At 60.8% G+C, this 17823-nt stretch carries 17 protein-coding genes; all 17 read left to right on the top strand.

Translation table 11 applies throughout. From position 1 onward, the window contains the following. The first annotated feature begins 35 nt into the window (after positions 1-35). Positions 36-482: a low molecular weight protein-tyrosine-phosphatase gene (locus ABKS89_RS08375; RefSeq protein WP_348587733.1), complete on the top strand. Its 447-nt coding sequence runs from the start codon at positions 36-38 to the stop codon at positions 480-482. A gap of 149 nt (positions 483-631) precedes the next feature. Further along, complete coding sequence (locus tag ABKS89_RS08370) at positions 632-1684, top strand: glycosyltransferase family 4 protein (protein WP_348587735.1); 1053 nt, start codon at positions 632-634, stop codon at positions 1682-1684. 321 nt (positions 1685-2005) lie between these two features. Then, on the top strand, positions 2006-2452 hold the full coding sequence (locus ABKS89_RS08365; RefSeq protein WP_138212654.1) for a low molecular weight protein-tyrosine-phosphatase: 447 nt from the start codon (positions 2006-2008) through the stop codon (positions 2450-2452). Positions 2453-2471: 19 nt separating this feature from the next. Next, a complete protein-coding gene (locus tag ABKS89_RS08360) occupies positions 2472-4715 on the top strand; it encodes a polysaccharide biosynthesis tyrosine autokinase (protein ID WP_348588170.1) in 2244 nt (747 codons plus the stop codon). A gap of 28 nt (positions 4716-4743) precedes the next feature. Next, positions 4744-5250 carry a transcription/translation regulatory transformer protein RfaH gene (rfaH, locus tag ABKS89_RS08355; RefSeq protein ID WP_348587737.1) on the top strand — a complete coding sequence of 169 codons (507 nt, stop codon included), beginning with the start codon at positions 4744-4746 and terminating at the stop codon, positions 5248-5250. Positions 5251-5399: 149 nt separating this feature from the next. After that, positions 5400-5861: an adenylyltransferase/cytidyltransferase family protein gene (locus ABKS89_RS08350; protein ID WP_138212652.1), complete on the top strand. Its 462-nt coding sequence runs from the start codon at positions 5400-5402 to the stop codon at positions 5859-5861. A gap of 5 nt (positions 5862-5866) precedes the next feature. Next, positions 5867-7135 (top strand): oligosaccharide flippase family protein, encoded by a 1269-nt coding sequence (locus ABKS89_RS08345; protein WP_348587739.1) that lies wholly within the window; start codon positions 5867-5869, stop codon positions 7133-7135. Further along, the gene (locus ABKS89_RS08340) at positions 7119-7802 is read left to right on the top strand and encodes a CDP-alcohol phosphatidyltransferase family protein (protein ID WP_138212650.1); all 684 of its coding nucleotides are present in this window, start codon (positions 7119-7121) and stop codon (positions 7800-7802) included. The genes ABKS89_RS08345 and ABKS89_RS08340 overlap by 17 nt, the downstream gene beginning before the upstream one ends. A 9-nt stretch (positions 7803-7811) precedes the next feature. Next, on the top strand, positions 7812-9002 hold the full coding sequence (locus ABKS89_RS08335; RefSeq protein ID WP_348587741.1) for an O-antigen ligase family protein: 1191 nt from the start codon (positions 7812-7814) through the stop codon (positions 9000-9002). After that, complete coding sequence (locus ABKS89_RS08330; protein WP_348587743.1) at positions 8974-10050, top strand: glycosyltransferase family 4 protein; 1077 nt, start codon at positions 8974-8976, stop codon at positions 10048-10050. Before ABKS89_RS08335 ends, ABKS89_RS08330 begins: the two co-directional genes overlap by 29 nt. 25 nt (positions 10051-10075) lie before the next feature. Continuing rightward, complete coding sequence (locus ABKS89_RS08325; RefSeq protein ID WP_348587745.1) at positions 10076-11491, top strand: undecaprenyl-phosphate glucose phosphotransferase; 1416 nt, start codon at positions 10076-10078, stop codon at positions 11489-11491. A gap of 174 nt (positions 11492-11665) precedes the next feature. Then, entirely contained in the window at positions 11666-12775 is a 1110-nt protein-coding gene (locus ABKS89_RS08320) for a polysaccharide biosynthesis/export family protein (protein ID WP_138212647.1), read from the top strand. Between the two features lie 8 nt (positions 12776-12783). Next, positions 12784-13440, top strand: a complete 657-nt coding sequence (locus ABKS89_RS08315; protein WP_138212646.1) for a YjbF family lipoprotein — start codon at positions 12784-12786, stop codon at positions 13438-13440. Beyond that, positions 13437-14210, top strand: a complete 774-nt coding sequence (locus ABKS89_RS08310; protein ID WP_348587747.1) for a capsule biosynthesis GfcC family protein — start codon at positions 13437-13439, stop codon at positions 14208-14210. Before ABKS89_RS08315 ends, ABKS89_RS08310 begins: the two co-directional genes overlap by 4 nt. Next, positions 14207-16294 (top strand): YjbH domain-containing protein, encoded by a 2088-nt coding sequence (locus ABKS89_RS08305; protein ID WP_348587749.1) that lies wholly within the window; start codon positions 14207-14209, stop codon positions 16292-16294. The genes ABKS89_RS08310 and ABKS89_RS08305 overlap by 4 nt, the downstream gene beginning before the upstream one ends. Positions 16295-16378: 84 nt before the next feature. After that, positions 16379-16777: a YbaY family lipoprotein gene (locus ABKS89_RS08300; RefSeq protein WP_348587751.1), complete on the top strand. Its 399-nt coding sequence runs from the start codon at positions 16379-16381 to the stop codon at positions 16775-16777. 108 nt (positions 16778-16885) lie between these two features. Continuing rightward, a complete protein-coding gene (locus tag ABKS89_RS08295) occupies positions 16886-17563 on the top strand; it encodes a DUF4197 domain-containing protein (protein WP_138212642.1) in 678 nt (225 codons plus the stop codon). The last annotated feature ends 260 nt before the right edge of the window (positions 17564-17823 follow it).

Below are 17823 nucleotides of genomic sequence, written 5' to 3'. Positions count from 1 at the left end.
GATCTACCCTCGGTCGCGGTCAGGGACGCTCCTTCGTGTTCAACAGGATTCTGATCGTCTGCATCGGCAACATCTGCCGCAGCCCCATCGCCGAGCATCTGCTGCGCGAATCCCTGCAGGGCAGCGACATCGCCGTGGCCTCCGCCGGGCTCAGCGCGCTGGTCGGCCACTCCATCGACAACACCGCCCTCGCCATCCTTCGCCGCCACGGCCACCATCCCCAACCACATCGCGCCCGCCAGCTCACCGCCGAACTGGTTCACGAGGCCAACCTCGTCCTGGTGATGGAGCAATCGCAGATCCAGAGCGTTATCCGCCTGGCCCCCGAGGCCCGCGGCAAGACCTTCCTGCTGGGTAAATGGCAGACCGACCAGGAAATTCCGGACCCTTACCGCAAAGGCCCGGAAGCCTTCGAGCGTGCCTACGCGCTGATCGAATCCGCGGTAGCCCCCTGGGGCGACCGCCTGCGGGTTCGCCGGTAATTTGGCGGAATACTTTTCTTCCGAAGAAAGCGTCAGAAAACCTTACAAGGCTATGATGAAAAAGGCTACGCTCTAGCCCAGCAAGACCATATTCAGCTGTTTGGTCTCCCAGTTACGACAAGTAATTTTCCAGGGGCCTACATCGCTTTATGAAGATCCTGCACATCACCGAGTCCTTCGGCGGCGGCGTCACCTCGGCCATCAATTCCTACATCCTCAACTCGCAGCAGCATGAGCACTACCTGCTGGCCTCGGTGCGCAAGGGCGATACCACGGGAGAGGAAAGCCAGGGCCTGTTCAAGCACATGGAACTGGTGCCCCGCCGACTTTCCAGCCTCGCCCGGGTGAAGCCGTACATCGAACGTGTGCAGCCGGATGTCATCCATCTGCACAGCACCTATGCCGGTGCGCTGATTCGCGCCCTGCCCTTCATCCCCACGCAGAAGATCGTCTACACCCCCCACGGCTTCGCCTTCCTGCGTGGCGACCATCCGTTGATGCTCAAGGCCTACCGCACCATCGAATCGCTGCTGGCGAAGCGGACGGCGGTGATTGCCGGCTGCGGCCTGGACGAGCAGCGTATCGCCGGGGAACTGATCGAACCGACGCATACCCTGGGACTGGTGAATGTCTGCGACGACCTGCCGGAAGTGCCGGCAGTGCGCAGCCTCACCAGCAAACCCGTGGTCGGCATGGTCGGGCGCATCAGCCGGCAGAAGGGCCACGAGTACTTCCGTGCGCTGGCGGAAAGCTGCGCGGACGTTGCGCACTTCAAGTGGATCGGCGGCGGCGACGCCCAGGTCATGGCAGAGATGGTCCAGGCCGGCATCGAAGTGACCGGGTGGCGCACACGCGGCGAGGTCATCGCCCACATGAAAGGGCTCGACCTGTACTTCCACACCGCTGCCTGGGATGGCTTCCCCATCTCGGTGCTCGAAGCGGCGAAGCTCGATCTCCCTATCGCACTCCGGCGCATCGGCCCCTTCGTCGCCGAAGGTCTGTCCACCGTTCAGGACCTGACAGAAGCACAACGGCAGGTCATCGCCTTCGCCAAAGGCGACCCGAGCGCTCTGGCTGAACTGGCGCGCAATAGCCAGAACATTCAGCGCCTGCACTCCGGCGAGCAGTTGCAGTCTTCGCTGGAACACCTCTACTCCCGCTTCACCCCGCAACACTCCGTCAATCAGTTCGCCGCGGGCTGACACCGAAGCCTGCCCTGACGGGTGGGCCAGTGACCGCCATAGCCTGCCTCTCGTTGACGCACCCCCTCCTCGCCGTTATTTCACCCTCCGTCGCGACGCCTTCCAACGGTTGAGGCTGACCAATCGATCAGCCGATCTGACACGGCCTAAGGCCACCAGAATTGTCCGCCCCGGCCCGGTATTTGAAGGGATTCCCTTTATCCCTCCTCAGAGAATTCCTAAACCCCTGAAACGGGGGTGAGCACGCATTGAATCGCCCAGGCTCGCAGCTTAATTTTCGCGGCCCATAAGTAGCGATCAAACCAAGCAGCGGTGGTCCGCGTGTTCAAGAACGTACTGGTTATCTGCGCAGGCAACATCTGCCGCAGTCCGACAGGAGAGCATTTGCTCAGGCTGGGCCTGGCCGACACCGGCATCCGGGTGAGCTCCGCGGGGCTCACCGCTCTGGTCGGGCGCCCACTCGAGCGCCACGCACTTGCCACCCTGCAGCGTCACGGCCAACAGCCGCACGAGCATCAAGCCCGGCAATTGACGCGACAGATCCTGCAGGCATCCGACCTGGTACTGGTCATGGAGAACCGTCACCTGCGGGACGTGATCCAGCTGTCGCCGGTATCGCGCGGCAAGACCTTCCTGCTCGGCAAATGGCAGAACGACCGCGAGATCCCCGACCCCTATCGCCAAGGAACAGCGGCCTTCGAGCATGCCTACGCCCTCATCGAGGAGGGCGCTGATGCCTGGTCCCGACGCCTTCAACCTCAACGCTGACTACTTCAAGAAGCCTCTCATGCAATACCCCCAAGCGCCCGCCCTTCCGCCGGCCGTCAGCGATGACGATGAAATCGACCTGCTCGCCCTGTTCGGCACCCTGCTCGATCACAAGTGGCTGATCGCAGGTATCACTGCCGGCTTCATGGTCGTAGGCGCTGCCTTTGCCGTGCTCAGCGCACCGATCTACCGCGCTACCGCGACCATCCAGGTAGAGCAGAAGAAGCCCGGCATCCCCGGCCTGTCGGACATGAGTGACCTGCTGGGCGCGCAATCACAGGCAGTCACCGAGATCCAGCTGCTGACCTCGCGTACGGTGATCGGTAAAGCCGTGGATGCGCTCAAGCTGGATATCGATATCCAGCCTTCGCTGCTCCCGGTGATCGGCAACTTCCTGCATCGCCGTTTCACCCCGGATCACGAGGGAGACGTGGCCACGCCCCTGCTGGGCATGAGCCGTTTCGCCTGGGGCGGGGAGACCTTGAAGATCTTTCAGCTCGAAGTGCCCAACGCACTGCTGGAAAAAAAATTGAAGCTCACCGCCGGCGAAAAGGGCCGATTCACCCTGTTCGATGACGACGACAATGCTCTGGTAGAAGGCCAGGTGGGCCAGCCCACCGAGCAGAACGGCGTAAAGATCCAAGTCGAGACACTGAATGCCAACCCAGGCACCCGATTCACTGTTGTGCGTGAACGTCGACTGAGCGCGATCCTTGGTTATCAGGATGCGCTCAATGTCAGCGAAACTGGCAAAGAGTCCGGCATCCTGACGTTGTCGCTGGATGACGACGATTCCGACCAGGCGCTCGCCGTCCTCAATTCCATCAGCCAACAGTACGTGCTGCAGAACGTCGAACGCGCCTCCGCCGAGGCCGCTTCCAGCCTCGACTTCCTGCGTGGGCAACTGCCGGAAGTGCGGCACGATCTGGAACAGTCCGAGAACGCCCTGAGTAGCTACCAGTCGCAGGCCAAATCGGCCGACATCAGCCTGGAAACCAAGGCTTTGCTCGACCAGATCGTCGCGCTGGATACCAGCATCTCGCAGCTGAAGCTCCAGCAGGCGGAGATGGACCAGAAATTCACCCACCAGCACCCGGCCTACCAGGCGCTGATGCGGCAGATTGGCGAACTGACCAGCAAGCAATCCGGCCTGGCCAAGCGCGTGGAGGCCCTGCCGGAAACTCAGCAGGACCTGCTGCGCCTGACTCGCGATGTGCAGGTCAGCACCGCCATCTATACGCAAATGCTGAACAAGGCCCAGGAGCTCGATGTCATGCGGGCCGGCGCCGTCGGCAACGTACGCATCATCGATCCGGCCGCTGTCGACATCACCAAACCGGTGAAGCCCAAGAAACCACTGATCGTTGCCATTGCCACCCTGCTCGGCCTGTTCCTCGCCATCGCATTGGTCTTGCTGCGCAAGGCACTGAATCGCGGAATCGAAAATCCCGGGGCAATAGAACAGCTCGGGCTCCCCGTCTATGCCTCAATCCCGTACAGCGAACTGCAGAAGTCGGAAGAAGACCAGCGCAACAAAGGCAATAAGAAGGGCTCGAAGTCTGTCGTCCCGGCGCCTCTCCTCGCGACTGGCCATCCCACTGATCTGGCTGTCGAGTCGCTACGCAGTCTGCGAACCAGCCTGCACTTCGCCATGCTGGAGTCCGGCGACAACCGCCTGATGATCTCCGGCCCCAGTCCCGCGGTAGGCAAATCCTTCGTGAGTTCCAACCTGGCCGCCGTGATTGCCCAGGCAGGCCAACGCGTACTGCTGATCGACGTCGACATGCGCAAAGGCTACCTGCACAAGGTCTTCGGCACCGATGACAAGCACGGCCTTTCCGACCTGCTCATCCAGCGTTGCACCTTCGAGCAGACACTTAAGCGTACGAAGGTGGAAAACCTCAGCTTTATCTCTCGCGGCCAGATTCCGCCGAACCCTTCTGAACTGCTGATGCATCCCAACTTCACCGACTTGCTGGAGCGGGCCAGTGCCGAATTCGACCTGGTAATCCTGGACACCCCTCCCCTGCTCGCCGTCACCGATGCCGCCATCGTCGGCCGGCAGGCTGGTACCAGCCTGATAGTCACTCGCTTCGGCAAGAACGCCCCACGGGAAATCGAACTGACCATACGGCGCTTCGAGCAGAACGGAATCGAACTCAAAGGCGCCATTTTCAATGGCGTCGAGCGACGCGCCTCGGACTACTACGGCAACGGGGCGTATGCCAATTACCAGTATGAATACCTGTCGGGAAACAGCTGACACCAGTTGGCCATTCCGGAGCGAATCCATGCAAGCAGTCGAAGAAAAGCGCTGGTACCTCGTGCAATGCAAGCCCAGGCAAGACCTGCGGGCACTGGCCAATCTGCGGCAACAGCACTACGAGTGCCTGTTGCCAATGCGCCAGGTCGAGCGAATCAGCCAGGGAACCCTGCAGCTAAGGTCGGAACCGCTGTTTCCAGGCTACCTCTTCATCGAGCTCGACACGCTGCAGGACAACTGGATGCCGATTCGCTCCACTCGGGGTGTCAGCCAGATAGTTCGCTTTGACAGCCAACCGTTGCCCGTCCCCTCCACGGTAATAGAAGGAGTGCGATCACATACCGCCGCCGTGACTCGCCTGTTTCAGTCGGGGGACCGAGTTCGAATCAGCACTTCGGGATCCTTCGGGGTAGAAGCGATATTCGAAGCCAAGGATGGCACCGAGCGAGTGATCCTGCTGCTCAATCTGCTGCAAAGAGAGTCACGCGTCAGCGTGCCAGTCGTCCACGTCCAGCGGCTCGCACACCAGAGTTAGAAGCAGCCCGCGACACAACACCGCAACCCGGTCCCTGCGACCGATAACAACAACCCGCACCCGCGTTCTCAGGAAATCAACCAAAAATCCTGGGGCGGTAGCGTGCCGAAGCCTTGGTGCTGAAGCACGCGTCACGAACTCTGCGCTCTATGAAAACGACCGTTCTCACCTATGGCACCTTCGATCTTTTCCACCACGGCCATCTGAAATTGCTGACCCGCCTGAAAGCCTTGGGCGATCGATTGATCGTTGGCGTTTCCACCGACGAGTTCAATGCCGGCAAGGGCAAGAAGACCATCATTCCGTTCGCCGATCGAATAGAGATCGTGCAGTCGATCAAGTTCGTCGACCTGGCGATTCCAGAAACCGACTGGGGGCAGAAAGCGCAAGACATCGTGACCTACGACGTGGCGATTCTCGGCATGGGACACGATTGGGAAGGGAAGTTCGACCACCTGAACTCGCTCTGCGAGGTCGTCTACCTGCCTCGCACCGAAGGCATCTCCAGCACGCAGATCAAACAAAGCCTGGGATATTTCGACAAGTCTCATCTCTCGGACCTGAAGGCTTCGCTCGACACCATCTCATCGATCATCGAGCGCCTCCGCTGATTTCCATGAAATTGATCACCCGGCTCGTCACCCATCCGCTGGCGACAAACACGCTGGCTGCCAGCCTGACGCAGTTGGCCAACTTCCTGCCGTTGCTACTGTTGCCGGTACTTACCCAACGGCTGGGCATCGCCAGTTTCGGGTCGGTGGCCATGGTGCTCTCCTTCAGTCAGTTGTCGCTGATCATCACCGACTTCGGCTACGGGCTCTCGAGCACCTACAGGATCGCTTGCCATCGTGAAGAGCCACAGTTGATCGGCCGACTGCTGGGATCGGTATTCCTGGGAAAATTGCCACTCGTTGTCGCAGCCTCGTCGATTGGCATGCTGGTTCCGATGTTGCTTCCGGCATACCGCCCGGATACGTCGCTCTTCGCCCTGGGCATTCTCGCCATCGTAGGCCAGGCGTATCAGGCCAACTGGCTGTTCATAGGCCTGGAGCGCATGAAGGTCATCACCTTCTACAACCTCTCGACCAAGGCGCTCTACCTACTGATCGTGCTGTTGTTCGTTCACGATGATCGCGACGCATGGCTGGTGATTCTGGGGTGGGGCCTCGCCCAGTTGGCGGCGGCCGGACTTTCGATCCACCAGATATATCGTTGCGGCTTTCGCGTGCTCAGGCCACGGATGCACGAGGTCGTGCAGGAATTTCGCACGGCGCTGCCTTTCTTCACCTCGCGAATCGCCGTCGCGACCTACACATCGGCAGCCACGACCGTCGTTGGCCTCTCGGGGCAGATACAGGCAGCACAGTTCTATGCCTGCCAGCAGGTCTATCGGATCGGCTCTGCCCTGCCGGTGAATCAAGTGCTCTATCCGTTCATGGCCAAGCATCGCAACTGGCGGGTATTCCTGCTCGTGACCCTGGGTTCCGCCTCGGCACTCGCCATGCTGGCTGGTCTGCTTGCAGTCTTTTCCGGAGATATCCTGCAAACAGCACTGGGCGAGGTCTTCATCGCAGCCCGGGGCACTTTCACCATCATGCTCGCTGCCATGGTCACGAGCTATCTTGCCGCCGCGTTCGGATATCCCGCCTTTGCCGCGCTGGATCGTCTGGACCATGCCAACCGCACGGTCGTGCACGCCTCGATTGCCAACATCCTGGTGCTCGCATGCCTCTATGTTTTCGACCAGATCAACGCCCGCAACGTCGCCCTGACAATCCTGGCGACCGAACTTCTGGTGCTTGTGCTGCGTATCCGCGCACTCCTGAGTTGCCGGAAATCCCTTCCACGACCAATCGCTACCAATAGCCATGCCGACCATTACTGAAATCAAGCAGTCCATGCCACGGGACAAGAGCCACTACGACCGCTGGGGGAATCCGGCGGCCTACTTCTGTGCCAGGCCGCTGTCCTATCCCGTCACCGCACTCTTCATCGCACTGGGCATGAGCGCCAATACGGCGTCTGCCGCCTCCATCCTGTTTGCCTTGCTCTCCATCGTCGCAGCGGCGATGGCGTCATCGGCCTGGTTGGTCGGTGGACTCGTGATGATGTGGCTAATACTCGATTGCGTAGATGGCAACATTGCCCGCTTTACGCGTACCGGTTCCAACCGGGGAGAATTCCTCGACGCCATGGGCGGCTATACCATCACCGCGGGTCTCTACCTGGCAATCGGCTACGGCACGGGCAACATGGAAAGCCTGGTGCTCGGCGCACTGGCCAGCATCTTTTCGCTCTTCTCCCGATTGATTCTGAACAAGGTCAACGTACTGGCGGGAGCCCGCCGAGACGGATCGGGGGACACCGGTTCGGGCAGAGTGGCCATGTGGTTGCTGTCCATCTACAACCTCTCGGGCATCGGCATGCTCCTGCTGATCCTCGCTATCCTGTTCCAGCAAGAAGCGGGCTATCTCGCATTTCAGGCACTGACCGGAGCGGCCCTCACCGGCGGAGCATTCCTGCAAGGCTGGAAGAAGCTTCAGGCAAGCTGACCCCCGACCATGTCCACACAACTGTCTCGGATGCTCTACTGCATCGTCGTCGTCTTCCTGGTGGCACTTCCCAAGAGCGGCTTCTATGCAGGAAGCACCCCGATCTACAGCCTTTACCTGATCGTCCCGGTGATCACCCCGATCCTGCTGATGCTTCGGCTGAACACACCAGTACGACAAATCGGACCGCTGTTACGCTGCACCTTGGCAATTGCGCCCTTCTGGGCAGTCTGGGGTGCAACAGCGCTATTCATCGGTCACGAGAACGTCGGTTATCTGGGTGGACATCTGTTTGTGTTCATCCTGATACCGGCGTTCTTCTACCTGCTATCCCTGCTGTACAACGAACGCACCCAGGCAACTATTTATCGAACACTGACGCTCTGCATCCGGGCAGTAGCGGTGTTTGGAATTATCTCTTTTCTGAATGCGGTACTGACGGGCGACTATCTCAATATCCCCTACCTGACGACAGGCGGCGGCGATGATGTGCTTTCTGTCTGGCAGCGCAATAACCAGCGCGGGGAGCTGTTCAAACTAGTATCCACCTACAACAACGGAAACATCTATGGCCTCTGTATGGCCATGCTTACCCCACTGTACTTCCGCCTGGAACACCGTTCGTTTTTCAAGGTGATCCTGCTTGCCAGCATGATCCTCACTCTCTCGCGCACGGTGTGGTTGCTCACTGTCCTTGCATTGCTGATGACCTACGGGCAGGGGCTCACGCTTCGTCGGTTGACTGCCCTGTGCGCAAGCCTCGTCGTCTGCTCTGCAGCGGCCATATTCCTCTCCGCTAACTACCTCGGCGGCGATCGTTTCCTGATGGACAGCTCTCTGGGCAATCGGGATCAGTTCTTCTGGATGCTCGATGAATTCCGGCTCATGCCTCAAGAGCCGATATCCGCCATCACTGAAATTCCCTACCTGTCGATCTATCACGACTTCGGCCTGATAGGCCTGGCCGGCTTTGCTCTTTTCTTCATCTCGCCATTACTGATCGGCAATCCGAGCCCGTTCAGTCTCCGCCTCCTCCCCGATCTGCGCGCGGTGAATGCGGGAGTACTTATCTATCTATTCGCCTCCCTGAGCGACTCGGCACTGCTCTTCGTGCCGAGTTTCGCCTGCTACGGATTTCTCGCATTCCTGAAACTTTCCCTGTCACGCCACCATGAACGAAATTTCCCTCCGACCCCTTAAAATCCTCCACGTCGCAGAGACCATCCAAGGCGGTGTAGCTACTTACCTTGAGACACTGGACAAGACATCGCCCCACGAAAATCGGTATCTGATCCCGGGCAGCCAGCACGAATGCATCGCCATCGATAGCTCAAAGCTCCTGCTGTTCAAGGGAGACAGTCGTATCAGTCGCGCAACTCATCTTTTCCAGGCACTGCACAAGGCACTGAAGCAGGATCGCTATGATCTGATTCACCTACACAGCTCATTGGCCGGCTACATCTTCGTTTTGCGCCGGCTGCTGCTGCTGAAGAATCCTCCGGCGATCTATTGCGCCCATGGCTGGTCATTCCTGCGCGAAACCTCGCGCATGGAGAACCTGGCCAGCAGGTCACTGGATCTCCTCACCGGAATGCTCTCCGACGGCATCATTCATATTTCCAGGACCGAGCAGCAGCGAGCGGCGTTCATCCCCAATCCCAATCAGGCGATCATCTACAACCCGGTCGACCCGCATTTCTTGTCCGGATTACCTTGGAAAGGTCGCAAGCTGGACAGTACGGTCCTGTTCGTCGGCCGACTGGACCGTCAGAAGGGATTCGACCTCCTCTACCGCGCGTTCACCAGCCCGTCCCTCAAAGATGTCCAGCTCCTGGTCGCGGGCTCCGCGGTATTAGAGGGTCGCGAATACGTCGCCACCGACAATATTCGTTTCCTGGGATGGCAGGACAAGAACGGCCTGTCCGAGCTCTATGAGCGAGCGACGCTGACGATCATGCCGTCCCGCTGGGAAGGCTTCGGACTGGTCGCCATCGAGTCCCTCGCCAAGGGCACCCCGGTGCTGGTCAATCAGACAGGCTCGTTACCGGAAATCGTTGCCCCCGTGGGGCTGGTAGCGGATCTTTCCAGCGAAGAAACATTGATCAGGCATATCAAGAGCGCCCTCTCGACCGAGGTGACTCGATCCCCCGAAGAACTGCGCGACTTTGTTCGCCAGCGCTTCGCGCCCGACAGATTCGCCCGTGAGCTCTCGGCATTCTATGCCCGCACCCTGCGCCTCACCGCCTGAACCAATTGTCTTAGAGACTCACTCGATGAACAGAAGAGATCGCGGAATCTTGCGCGCCCATCGGGCCGGCATTTCCGTACTTCAAAGACTGCTCGACCTGTTGATCATCCTGATCACCATAGTCTGCCTCTACATCTTCCAGGGGATAGAACAGAACAGGGACATGCTGGCGGTTGCTGCCTTCACGCTGCTGGCGTATTCCCTGCTCGCCGATACTGTCGGTCTCTATGGTTCCTGGCGGGGTGAACGAATTCGGGACGAGCTTCAAAAACTGACCGGTACCTGGCTGGTGAGCGCCCTGGTGCTCATCAGCGCAGACAGTCTGCTGCTCGATCCGAAGCCCGGCTATGTACTGCAATTCTCGCTATTGAGCGGTCTCCCCCTGCTGGCCCTCACAACCTACCGCACACTCCTTCGAAAGGCCCTGAAAGCCCTGCGATACCGCGGATTCAATACCCGGAAAGTCGCTGTGGTGGGTGCAGGTTCTCTCGGCGTTCGACTGGCGGGAAACATTGCCAGGGCGCCCTGGATGGGGCTGGAGCTTCTCGGTTTCTACGATGACGAAAGAATCGAGCCAGTGAGACTTCCGGGCCACCGAGTACAACTGGGGGTTTCCGGCAACCTCGAGCAACTGGTACAGCAGGCCCGCACCGGGGCCCTCGACCGTATCTACATTGCCCTGCCCATGCGCAGCGAAGAGCGTATTCGCCGGCTGGTCGATCAGCTCAGCGATACCACCGCGTCGGTCTACGTCGTTCCGGACGTTTTCGTCTTCAACCTGCTGCACGCGCGCGCGGAAAACATTGACGGCATCCCGACCATCAGCATCTTCGATAGCCCGATGGCGGGCATCGGGGCCCTGGTCAAACGCCTGGAAGACATCGTGCTGTCCACACTGATCCTCTGCCTGATCGCCATTCCCATGCTGCTGATCTCTGCGGCGGTGAAGCTCACTTCGCCCGGCCCTGTGTTTTTCAAGCAGAAACGTTACGGCATCGATGGCCGCTCCATCGAAGTGTGGAAGTTCCGCAGCATGCGGGTGATGGAGAACGGCGCAACGGTGACTCAAGCGACGCGCAACGATAGCCGCATCACTCCCGTTGGAGCCTTCCTGCGCCGCACGTCATTGGACGAACTTCCACAGTTCATCAACGTGCTCCTGGGCGATATGTCCATCGTGGGCCCGCGCCCCCACGCCATTGCCCACAATGAGGAATACCGCGGGCAGATCAGCAGCTACATGCTGCGCCACAAGGTCAAGCCGGGCATCACCGGATGGGCCCAGGTAAACGGTTGGCGTGGCGAGACGGATACCCTGGAGAAGATGCAGAAGCGGGTCGAGTTCGACCTCGCCTACATCAATAACTGGTCACTCTGGTGGGACCTGAAGATTGTCTTCCTGACCCTGTTCAAGGGTTTCGTGCACCAGAACGCCTACTAGCCATAAGCGCCTGCAGTTAAAGAATTCCCTGCCACACCTCACCATCCTTTTCCTACATCCGCCTCCAAGCCCCATTGCTAACCTGCGCAGCCTCCTGACCAGCCTCCAAACCCAGGAATACCGGCGCTGAAAGTCCCCCGCGTCATCCTCATCACCTCTCCCGTGTAGCCCTCCATGATCCGTCCATTGTCTGTAGCTGTCCTGTCTGCCCTCGTGCTTCAGGGGTGCATGTTCTCCCCTGGCCAGAACCTGGATACCGGGCGGCTGATGCAGGAGGACTCGGCCGAGTCCAGCCGTGTCCAACTGGTGCAGATCACGCCGAAGCTGCTCACCGTGGAAGCCGCTACGCGGCAGGACGATCTGGTTCCACCGGAGTTGCTCGGCTACCAGCCGGAAAGCTATCGAATCGGTGCCGGCGATCTGCTCTACATCACCGTATGGGACCACCCGGAACTGACCTCGCCGGCCGGCCAGCAACAGCAGATCGATGCCAACGGCCGCCTGGTACGCCCGGACGGCACACTCTTCTATCCGTACATTGGCCAGATCAAGGTCGGTGGCCGGACGATCGAGGAAGTTCGCCGGAGCATCACTGAAGCGCTGGCCGACTACGTCGAGCAGCCGCAGGTGGACATCGCCGTGATGCGCTACGCCAGCCAGCGCGTGGTACTCAATGGCGCCTTCGTGAAGGCCGGGCAGCAGCCGATCACTGCAACGCCCCTGACGCTCATGGAAGCGATCGGCGCCGCCGAACTGGACACCGCCAACGCGGACCTTTCCGGCCTTACGCTCCAGCGGGACAAGCAGGTATTCCACCTGAATCTCGATGCCCTCAACACCGCGCAAGGTGCCGACCTGTACAACCTGTACCTGAAGGACGGCGACCGTATTTACCTGCCCTACAACGACCGCAAGAAGGTTTACCTGATGGGCGAAGTCAACGCACCGCGTGCGCTGACCTTCAAGACCCGCGAGATGAACCTGGCCGACGCGCTGGGCAGTGTCGGCGGCCTGAACCAGACCACCGCCAATGGCAAGGCCGTCTACGTCATTCGCGGCGTGGAGAACCTGGAAACCGAACGCGCCACGGTGTTTCAGCTCGACGCAAATTCGCCGACCGCCTTCATCCTCGCCCAGCAGTTCCAGCTGCAGCCTCAGGACGTCGTCTACGTTGGCCCGGCCGGGGTCACCCGCTGGAACCGTCTGATCAGCCAACTGGTGCCCTCCGCCGGTATCGTGGGCACCGGTTCGACCGTCCAGCGCAACCTCACCAACAACAACTGATCGGCGTCATGACAGCCCTTCGCCTGATCGCGCTGGCCGCATTGGCCGCTTCGCTGAGTGCCTGCAACCCATTGATGCAGGGCTCTCTCAATACTCTAGGGGCCAGTCTGCGCAGCCCTGCCTCGCTTGAAGTGACGCAGGCTCAGGTCGACGCCCTCCCCTACTACCAGATCCAGGTCACCACCGAGTACGGCTCGGCGGTGATGGCGCTGGTGCGCGTGCAGGGCAAGCTGCAGTACTGGCGAGCCAACTCCAACCAGCTGTTGCTGCTGGAGGATGGCGTGATCGTGCGCACCCTTGGTTTCCCGAATGACCTGCTGGGTGCGCGGTTGGCCCCGGATTCGCCCTTCCCTCGCGGGTTGCAGCATGTAGCGGACGGGCAGCCAAGCCAGCGCCGGATCGACCTCGCTTCGAACATGCAGTTCGACATCCCCCTCAGCGGTACTTTCCACCCGGCCGGCATCGAGACGGTCCACATCCTGGAGCGGGATCACGCCCTGCTGCGCATCGATGAATCACTGAAATCCCCGATCGCGGGCATGTCTTCGACCAACCACTACTGGGTCGATCCGCAAGACGGATTCGTCATGCAGAGCCGCCAGCAGGTCACGCCAAACCTGAGCGTCACCCTCACCCAACTGCGGCCACTGCGAGGGCAACCATGAAGCTTGCGCAGATCGGCTGTCTGCTGCTGGGTCTAACCCTCGGCAGCACACTGTTTGCCAGTACCCGTATAGAAGTATTGGGGGCGGTCCCCTCTCCCGGGGAAAAGGAAATTGCCGAAGGCCTGCGCCTGGGCGATCTGATAAGTCAGTTGCGGGTAGACCCGTTGGGCTACTGGCTCGGCGCATCCTGGCAACGCGACAGCCTCAAGCAGGAACAACAACGCCTGAAAGCAGGCGTGCTGTTCGACCTGATCCAGCTCGAACGTCTCGCCATGCTTCAGAACGAGCCGGGGCTCGCCACTGCGGCCCAGCGATTGAAGGAGCAAGTGAGCCAACTTCCGATCACCGGACGGCGCCTGTACCGACTCGACCCCTTGGCTGTCGAGCTGAACGCCGCACACTCGCCCAAGCTTCAGGGTGGCGATCGGCTGATCTTCCCTCCGCGGCCGGACAGCATTCATGTCACCGGCGCGGTGTCGAACGACTGCAAGCTCCCGTTCGCTCCACTGCAACAGGCCTATCGGTACGCGCAACAGTGCCCCGCCCTGGCGGAGGCGGACCCGGACTACCTCTATCTGATCCAGCCCGACGGGAAGGTTTCCCGCCTGGGCAGAGCTTTGTGGAATCGCGAAGAAGCCGCTCCTCCCGCTCCTGGCGCCATCCTGCTAATTCCGCTGGATGCCACTCAAGTGGATGCGATCGCCCCAGACCTGAACAGTGAACTGGCCAAGTTCATCGCGACTCAGCCGCTGTCGACGGAGTCGCCATGAACAGCCGCCACAGTCTTTATTTGCTGCTGGTCGGTGCCAGCCTGGCCATCGCCGAGCCGCGCTACACCCAGAACGATTTCGGTGGTGTCGGCCTGCTGCAGACGCCAACCGCGCGCATGGCGCCAGCCGGCGAAATCAGCCTCAATGCCAACCGCACCGATCCGTACTCGCGCTACAGCTTCTCGCTGCAACCCTTCGACTGGATGGAAGGCACTTTCCGCTATACGTCCATCAGCAACCGCAAATACGGGGCCGCAGACGAAAGCGGCAACCAGAACTACAAGGACAAGGCCTTCGACGTCAAATTCCGCCTGCTTCAGGAAAGTCGCTGGGCTCCAGAAATCGCTCTGGGGGGCAGGGACATCGGCGGCACCGGCCTGTTCTCCAGCGAATACTTCGCCGGCAACAAGCGTGTCGGCGATCTTGATTTCAGCCTCGGTCTGGCCTGGGGCTATATCGGCAATCGGGGCGACATGGACAACCCGCTGGGCTGGGTCGATGACCGATTCAACACACGGCCAAAATCCGTAGGTACCGGGGAACTCAGCTCCAACAGCTATTTCCGCGGCCGCCCTTCCCTCTTCGGCGGCATCAACTGGCAGACACCCTGGAAACCCCTGTCCTTCAAGCTCGAATACGACGGCAACGACTACCAGCACGAGCCGCTGGACAACCCCCAGAAGCAGGATTCCCCTTTCAACATCGGCATGGTCTTCAAAGCCACTGACGCAATCGACCTGACTGCAGCCTTCGAGCGCGGCAACACGGCGATGTTCGGCATCACCCTGCACACCAACTTCGCAACCCGCACCGCGCCGGCGAAAGTGAACGACCCCGCTCCTGAAACCCTGGCGCAACGAGCCGATCAGAAACCCGCCGGGACAACCGACTGGGCAGACGTCTCCCGCCGTCTGGAAGCCAACGCCGGCTACAAGGTGGATCGCATCACCCAGAAGAATCGCGAAGTCGTGGTCTACGGCGAACAGACCCGCTACCTCTACACGCCCGAAGCCGTCGGGCGTACGGCGCGCATTCTCGACAACAGCACCAGCGACGACGTCCAGTGGTTCACTGTCGTCGATACGCGCTATGGCCAGCCTATCGTCGAAACCAGCGTACCGCGCCGGATGTTCGAGGACGTGGCCAATCAGGAACGACCGCTGGAAGACCTGCGCCGCACAACCGAGCAGAACACCCCACTGCCACAGCAGGAACAGGTGCTCTATCAGCAGAAACCCGACCCGCTCAGCTACAACGTCGGCCTGGGCTACAACCAGAGCATCGGCGGGCCGAACGACTTCCTGCTCTACCAGTTCACCGGCGACCTCGACAGCGAATACCGCTTCACGCCCAGCCTGTGGGCGAACGGACTGCTCAGCGTCAATCTGTTCAACAACTTCGACAACTTCACCTACGATGCGCCGAGCAATCTGCCGCGCGTGCGGACCAATATCCGCGAATACATGACAGCCTCCAACGTCATGCTGCAAAACTTCCAGCTGAACAAGGCCGCAAGGCTGGACCAGGACTTGTACGGCATGGTCTACGGCGGTTATCTGGAGAGCATGTACGCCGGCCTGGGCGGTGAACTGCTGTACCGCCCGATGAACGAAGACTGGGCACTGGGCGTCAACCTCGACCTGGTTCGCCAGCGCGAATTCGACCAGCACTTCGGTCTGCGCGATTACCAAACAGCGACCGGCTTCGTCACCCTCTATTGGCAGACCGGCTTCCAGGACATCCTGGCCACCGCCAGCGCCGGCCGTTACCTGGCGCGCGACTGGGGCGGCACCCTCGACCTCTCCCGCCAGTTCAGCAACGGCGTGCGCTTCGGTGCCTGGGTCACGCTGACCACCGCCAACAAGGAAGCCTACGGCGAAGGCAGCTTCGACAAGGGCATGTACGTATCGATCCCCTTCGACGAGCTGATGAGCAGCTCCACCATGCGCCGCGCCAACCTGTCCTGGGATCCCCTGACCCGCGACGGCGGCGCAAGGATCAACCACTACTACTCGCTGTATGACCTCACGGACGGCCGCGATCAGGTCATGTTCCAGAACCTCTTCGGACGCATCGTGAAATAACTCGACGCTCATCCAGATCATGGCGCGGAAACCAAAGTCACCCACAATGGTCTGACGCGCCCTGGATCCAAGGAGAGCTCCCGTATGAAAACCCTTCCCCTGCTACTGATGACTGGCCTTCTCGCCGCCTGCAGTGCCACTTCCTCCGGCGACAAGGCGTCACTGGATGGTGAAGTCTTCTACCTGCCGCGCATCGCACTGCCGCCGACCGCCCAGGTCACCGTCAGCCTGCAGGATGTATCGCTGGCCGATGCTCCGGCCATCGACCTGGCCCAGCAGCAACTGGAGCCCGGCCGCCAGGTGCCGCTCGCGTTCCATCTGGATTACGACCGCAACCAGGTCAAACCGGGCCACAGCTACGCCGTCAGCGCGCGTATCGAGGACAGCGGCCGCCTGCTGTTCATCACCACCGAGCGCCACAGCGTGAAACTCGATGGCAGCGATCCGCAGCCGCTACGCGTCCGCGTCGATCCCGTGCGCTGATTCACCGCGCCGCCGGGTTTTCCCCGGCGGCCATCCTCCGTTAATCTCCCCCCTCCATTCTCCACCTCGGCGGTTCGCAAACCGCCGGGTTTCGCCAAGGAAGTACCGATGCTGCGATTCCCCGTTCTGCTGGCCGGCGCCCTGCTGTCCGTCAATGCCTTCGCCCTGTCCCTCTCCGACCTCAGCCAGAGCGACGCCACCGGCGGCCTGAAGGATGCGCTGACCCAGGGCGCGCAGGTGGCCGTGAAGCAGCTCAGCCAGCCCGGCGGTTTCAGCAATGACCCCGCCGTGCGCATCGAGCTGCCCGGCAAGCTGGGCAAGGCCGCCAAGACCATGAAGCAGTTCGGCATGGGCGCTCAGGTCGATCAGCTCGAAGCGAGCATGAACAAGGCCGCCGAGGCCGCCATGCCCCAGGCGCAGGTGCTGCTGGTGGATGCGGTGAAAAAGATGAGCGTGACCGACGCCAAGGGCATCCTGCAGGGCGGCGAGCACTCCGCCACCGACTACCTGAACCGCAGCAGCCGCGAACAGCTGCGCGCCAAGTTCCTGCCGATCATCAAGCAGGCCACCGACCAGGTTGGCGTAGCCAAGCAGTACAACGCCTTCGCCAGCCAGGCAGCCGCCTTCGGCGTGGTCGATGCGAAGAATGCGAACATCGAGAACTACGTGACCGAGGAAGCGCTGGACGGCCTGTTCAAGCTCATCGCCGAGCAGGAAAAGACCATCCGCCAGAACCCGACCGCCGCAGCCACTGGCCTGGCGAAGAAGGTGTTCGGGGTGCTCTGAGCCTCGCCCGAAGGACAAAAGAAAAAGCCCGGCAACTGCCGGGCTTTTTCATGCCTGCTCGCTCCTACCTGAAACATTGCGCCGGGGTATGCCCTCGCGCAGGACTTCATGTAGGAGCGGGCCATGCCCGCGAACGCGGACAAGGTCCGCGCCCGTTGCATTGACGCCGTGAGCCCTGCTCACGGATCGCGGGCATGGCCCGCTCCTACAGGGGGGATCGGTGCTGGTCGAGCTTAGTGGGAGTGGCTATCGGAACCGTC

The organism is Pseudomonas sp. LABIM340 (assembly GCF_040017195.2).
Lineage (GTDB): Bacteria > Pseudomonadota > Gammaproteobacteria > Pseudomonadales > Pseudomonadaceae > Pseudomonas.
This window is presented reverse-complemented; position numbering and strand designations above follow the sequence as displayed.

What these genes read in the sequence shown, in the direction of transcription:
- ABKS89_RS08370 (WP_348587735.1), top strand. Translation starts at nt 632, where the DNA reads ATGAAGATCCTGCACATCACCGAGTCCTTCGGCGGCGGCGTCACCTCG.
- ABKS89_RS08360 (WP_348588170.1), top strand. Translation starts at nt 2,472, where the DNA reads ATGCAATACCCCCAAGCGCCCGCCCTTCCGCCGGCCGTCAGCGATGAC.
- rfaH (WP_348587737.1), top strand. Translation starts at nt 4,744, where the DNA reads ATGCAAGCAGTCGAAGAAAAGCGCTGGTACCTCGTGCAATGCAAGCCC.
- ABKS89_RS08350 (WP_138212652.1), top strand. Translation starts at nt 5,400, where the DNA reads ATGAAAACGACCGTTCTCACCTATGGCACCTTCGATCTTTTCCACCAC.
- ABKS89_RS08345 (WP_348587739.1), top strand. Translation starts at nt 5,867, where the DNA reads ATGAAATTGATCACCCGGCTCGTCACCCATCCGCTGGCGACAAACACG.
- ABKS89_RS08340 (WP_138212650.1), top strand. Translation starts at nt 7,119, where the DNA reads ATGCCGACCATTACTGAAATCAAGCAGTCCATGCCACGGGACAAGAGC.
- ABKS89_RS08335 (WP_348587741.1), top strand. Translation starts at nt 7,812, where the DNA reads ATGTCCACACAACTGTCTCGGATGCTCTACTGCATCGTCGTCGTCTTC.
- ABKS89_RS08330 (WP_348587743.1), top strand. Translation starts at nt 8,974, where the DNA reads ATGAACGAAATTTCCCTCCGACCCCTTAAAATCCTCCACGTCGCAGAG.
- ABKS89_RS08325 (WP_348587745.1), top strand. Translation starts at nt 10,076, where the DNA reads ATGAACAGAAGAGATCGCGGAATCTTGCGCGCCCATCGGGCCGGCATT.
- ABKS89_RS08320 (WP_138212647.1), top strand. Translation starts at nt 11,666, where the DNA reads ATGATCCGTCCATTGTCTGTAGCTGTCCTGTCTGCCCTCGTGCTTCAG.
- ABKS89_RS08315 (WP_138212646.1), top strand. Translation starts at nt 12,784, where the DNA reads ATGACAGCCCTTCGCCTGATCGCGCTGGCCGCATTGGCCGCTTCGCTG.
- ABKS89_RS08310 (WP_348587747.1), top strand. Translation starts at nt 13,437, where the DNA reads ATGAAGCTTGCGCAGATCGGCTGTCTGCTGCTGGGTCTAACCCTCGGC.
- ABKS89_RS08305 (WP_348587749.1), top strand. Translation starts at nt 14,207, where the DNA reads ATGAACAGCCGCCACAGTCTTTATTTGCTGCTGGTCGGTGCCAGCCTG.
- ABKS89_RS08300 (WP_348587751.1), top strand. Translation starts at nt 16,379, where the DNA reads ATGAAAACCCTTCCCCTGCTACTGATGACTGGCCTTCTCGCCGCCTGC.
- ABKS89_RS08295 (WP_138212642.1), top strand. Translation starts at nt 16,886, where the DNA reads ATGCTGCGATTCCCCGTTCTGCTGGCCGGCGCCCTGCTGTCCGTCAAT.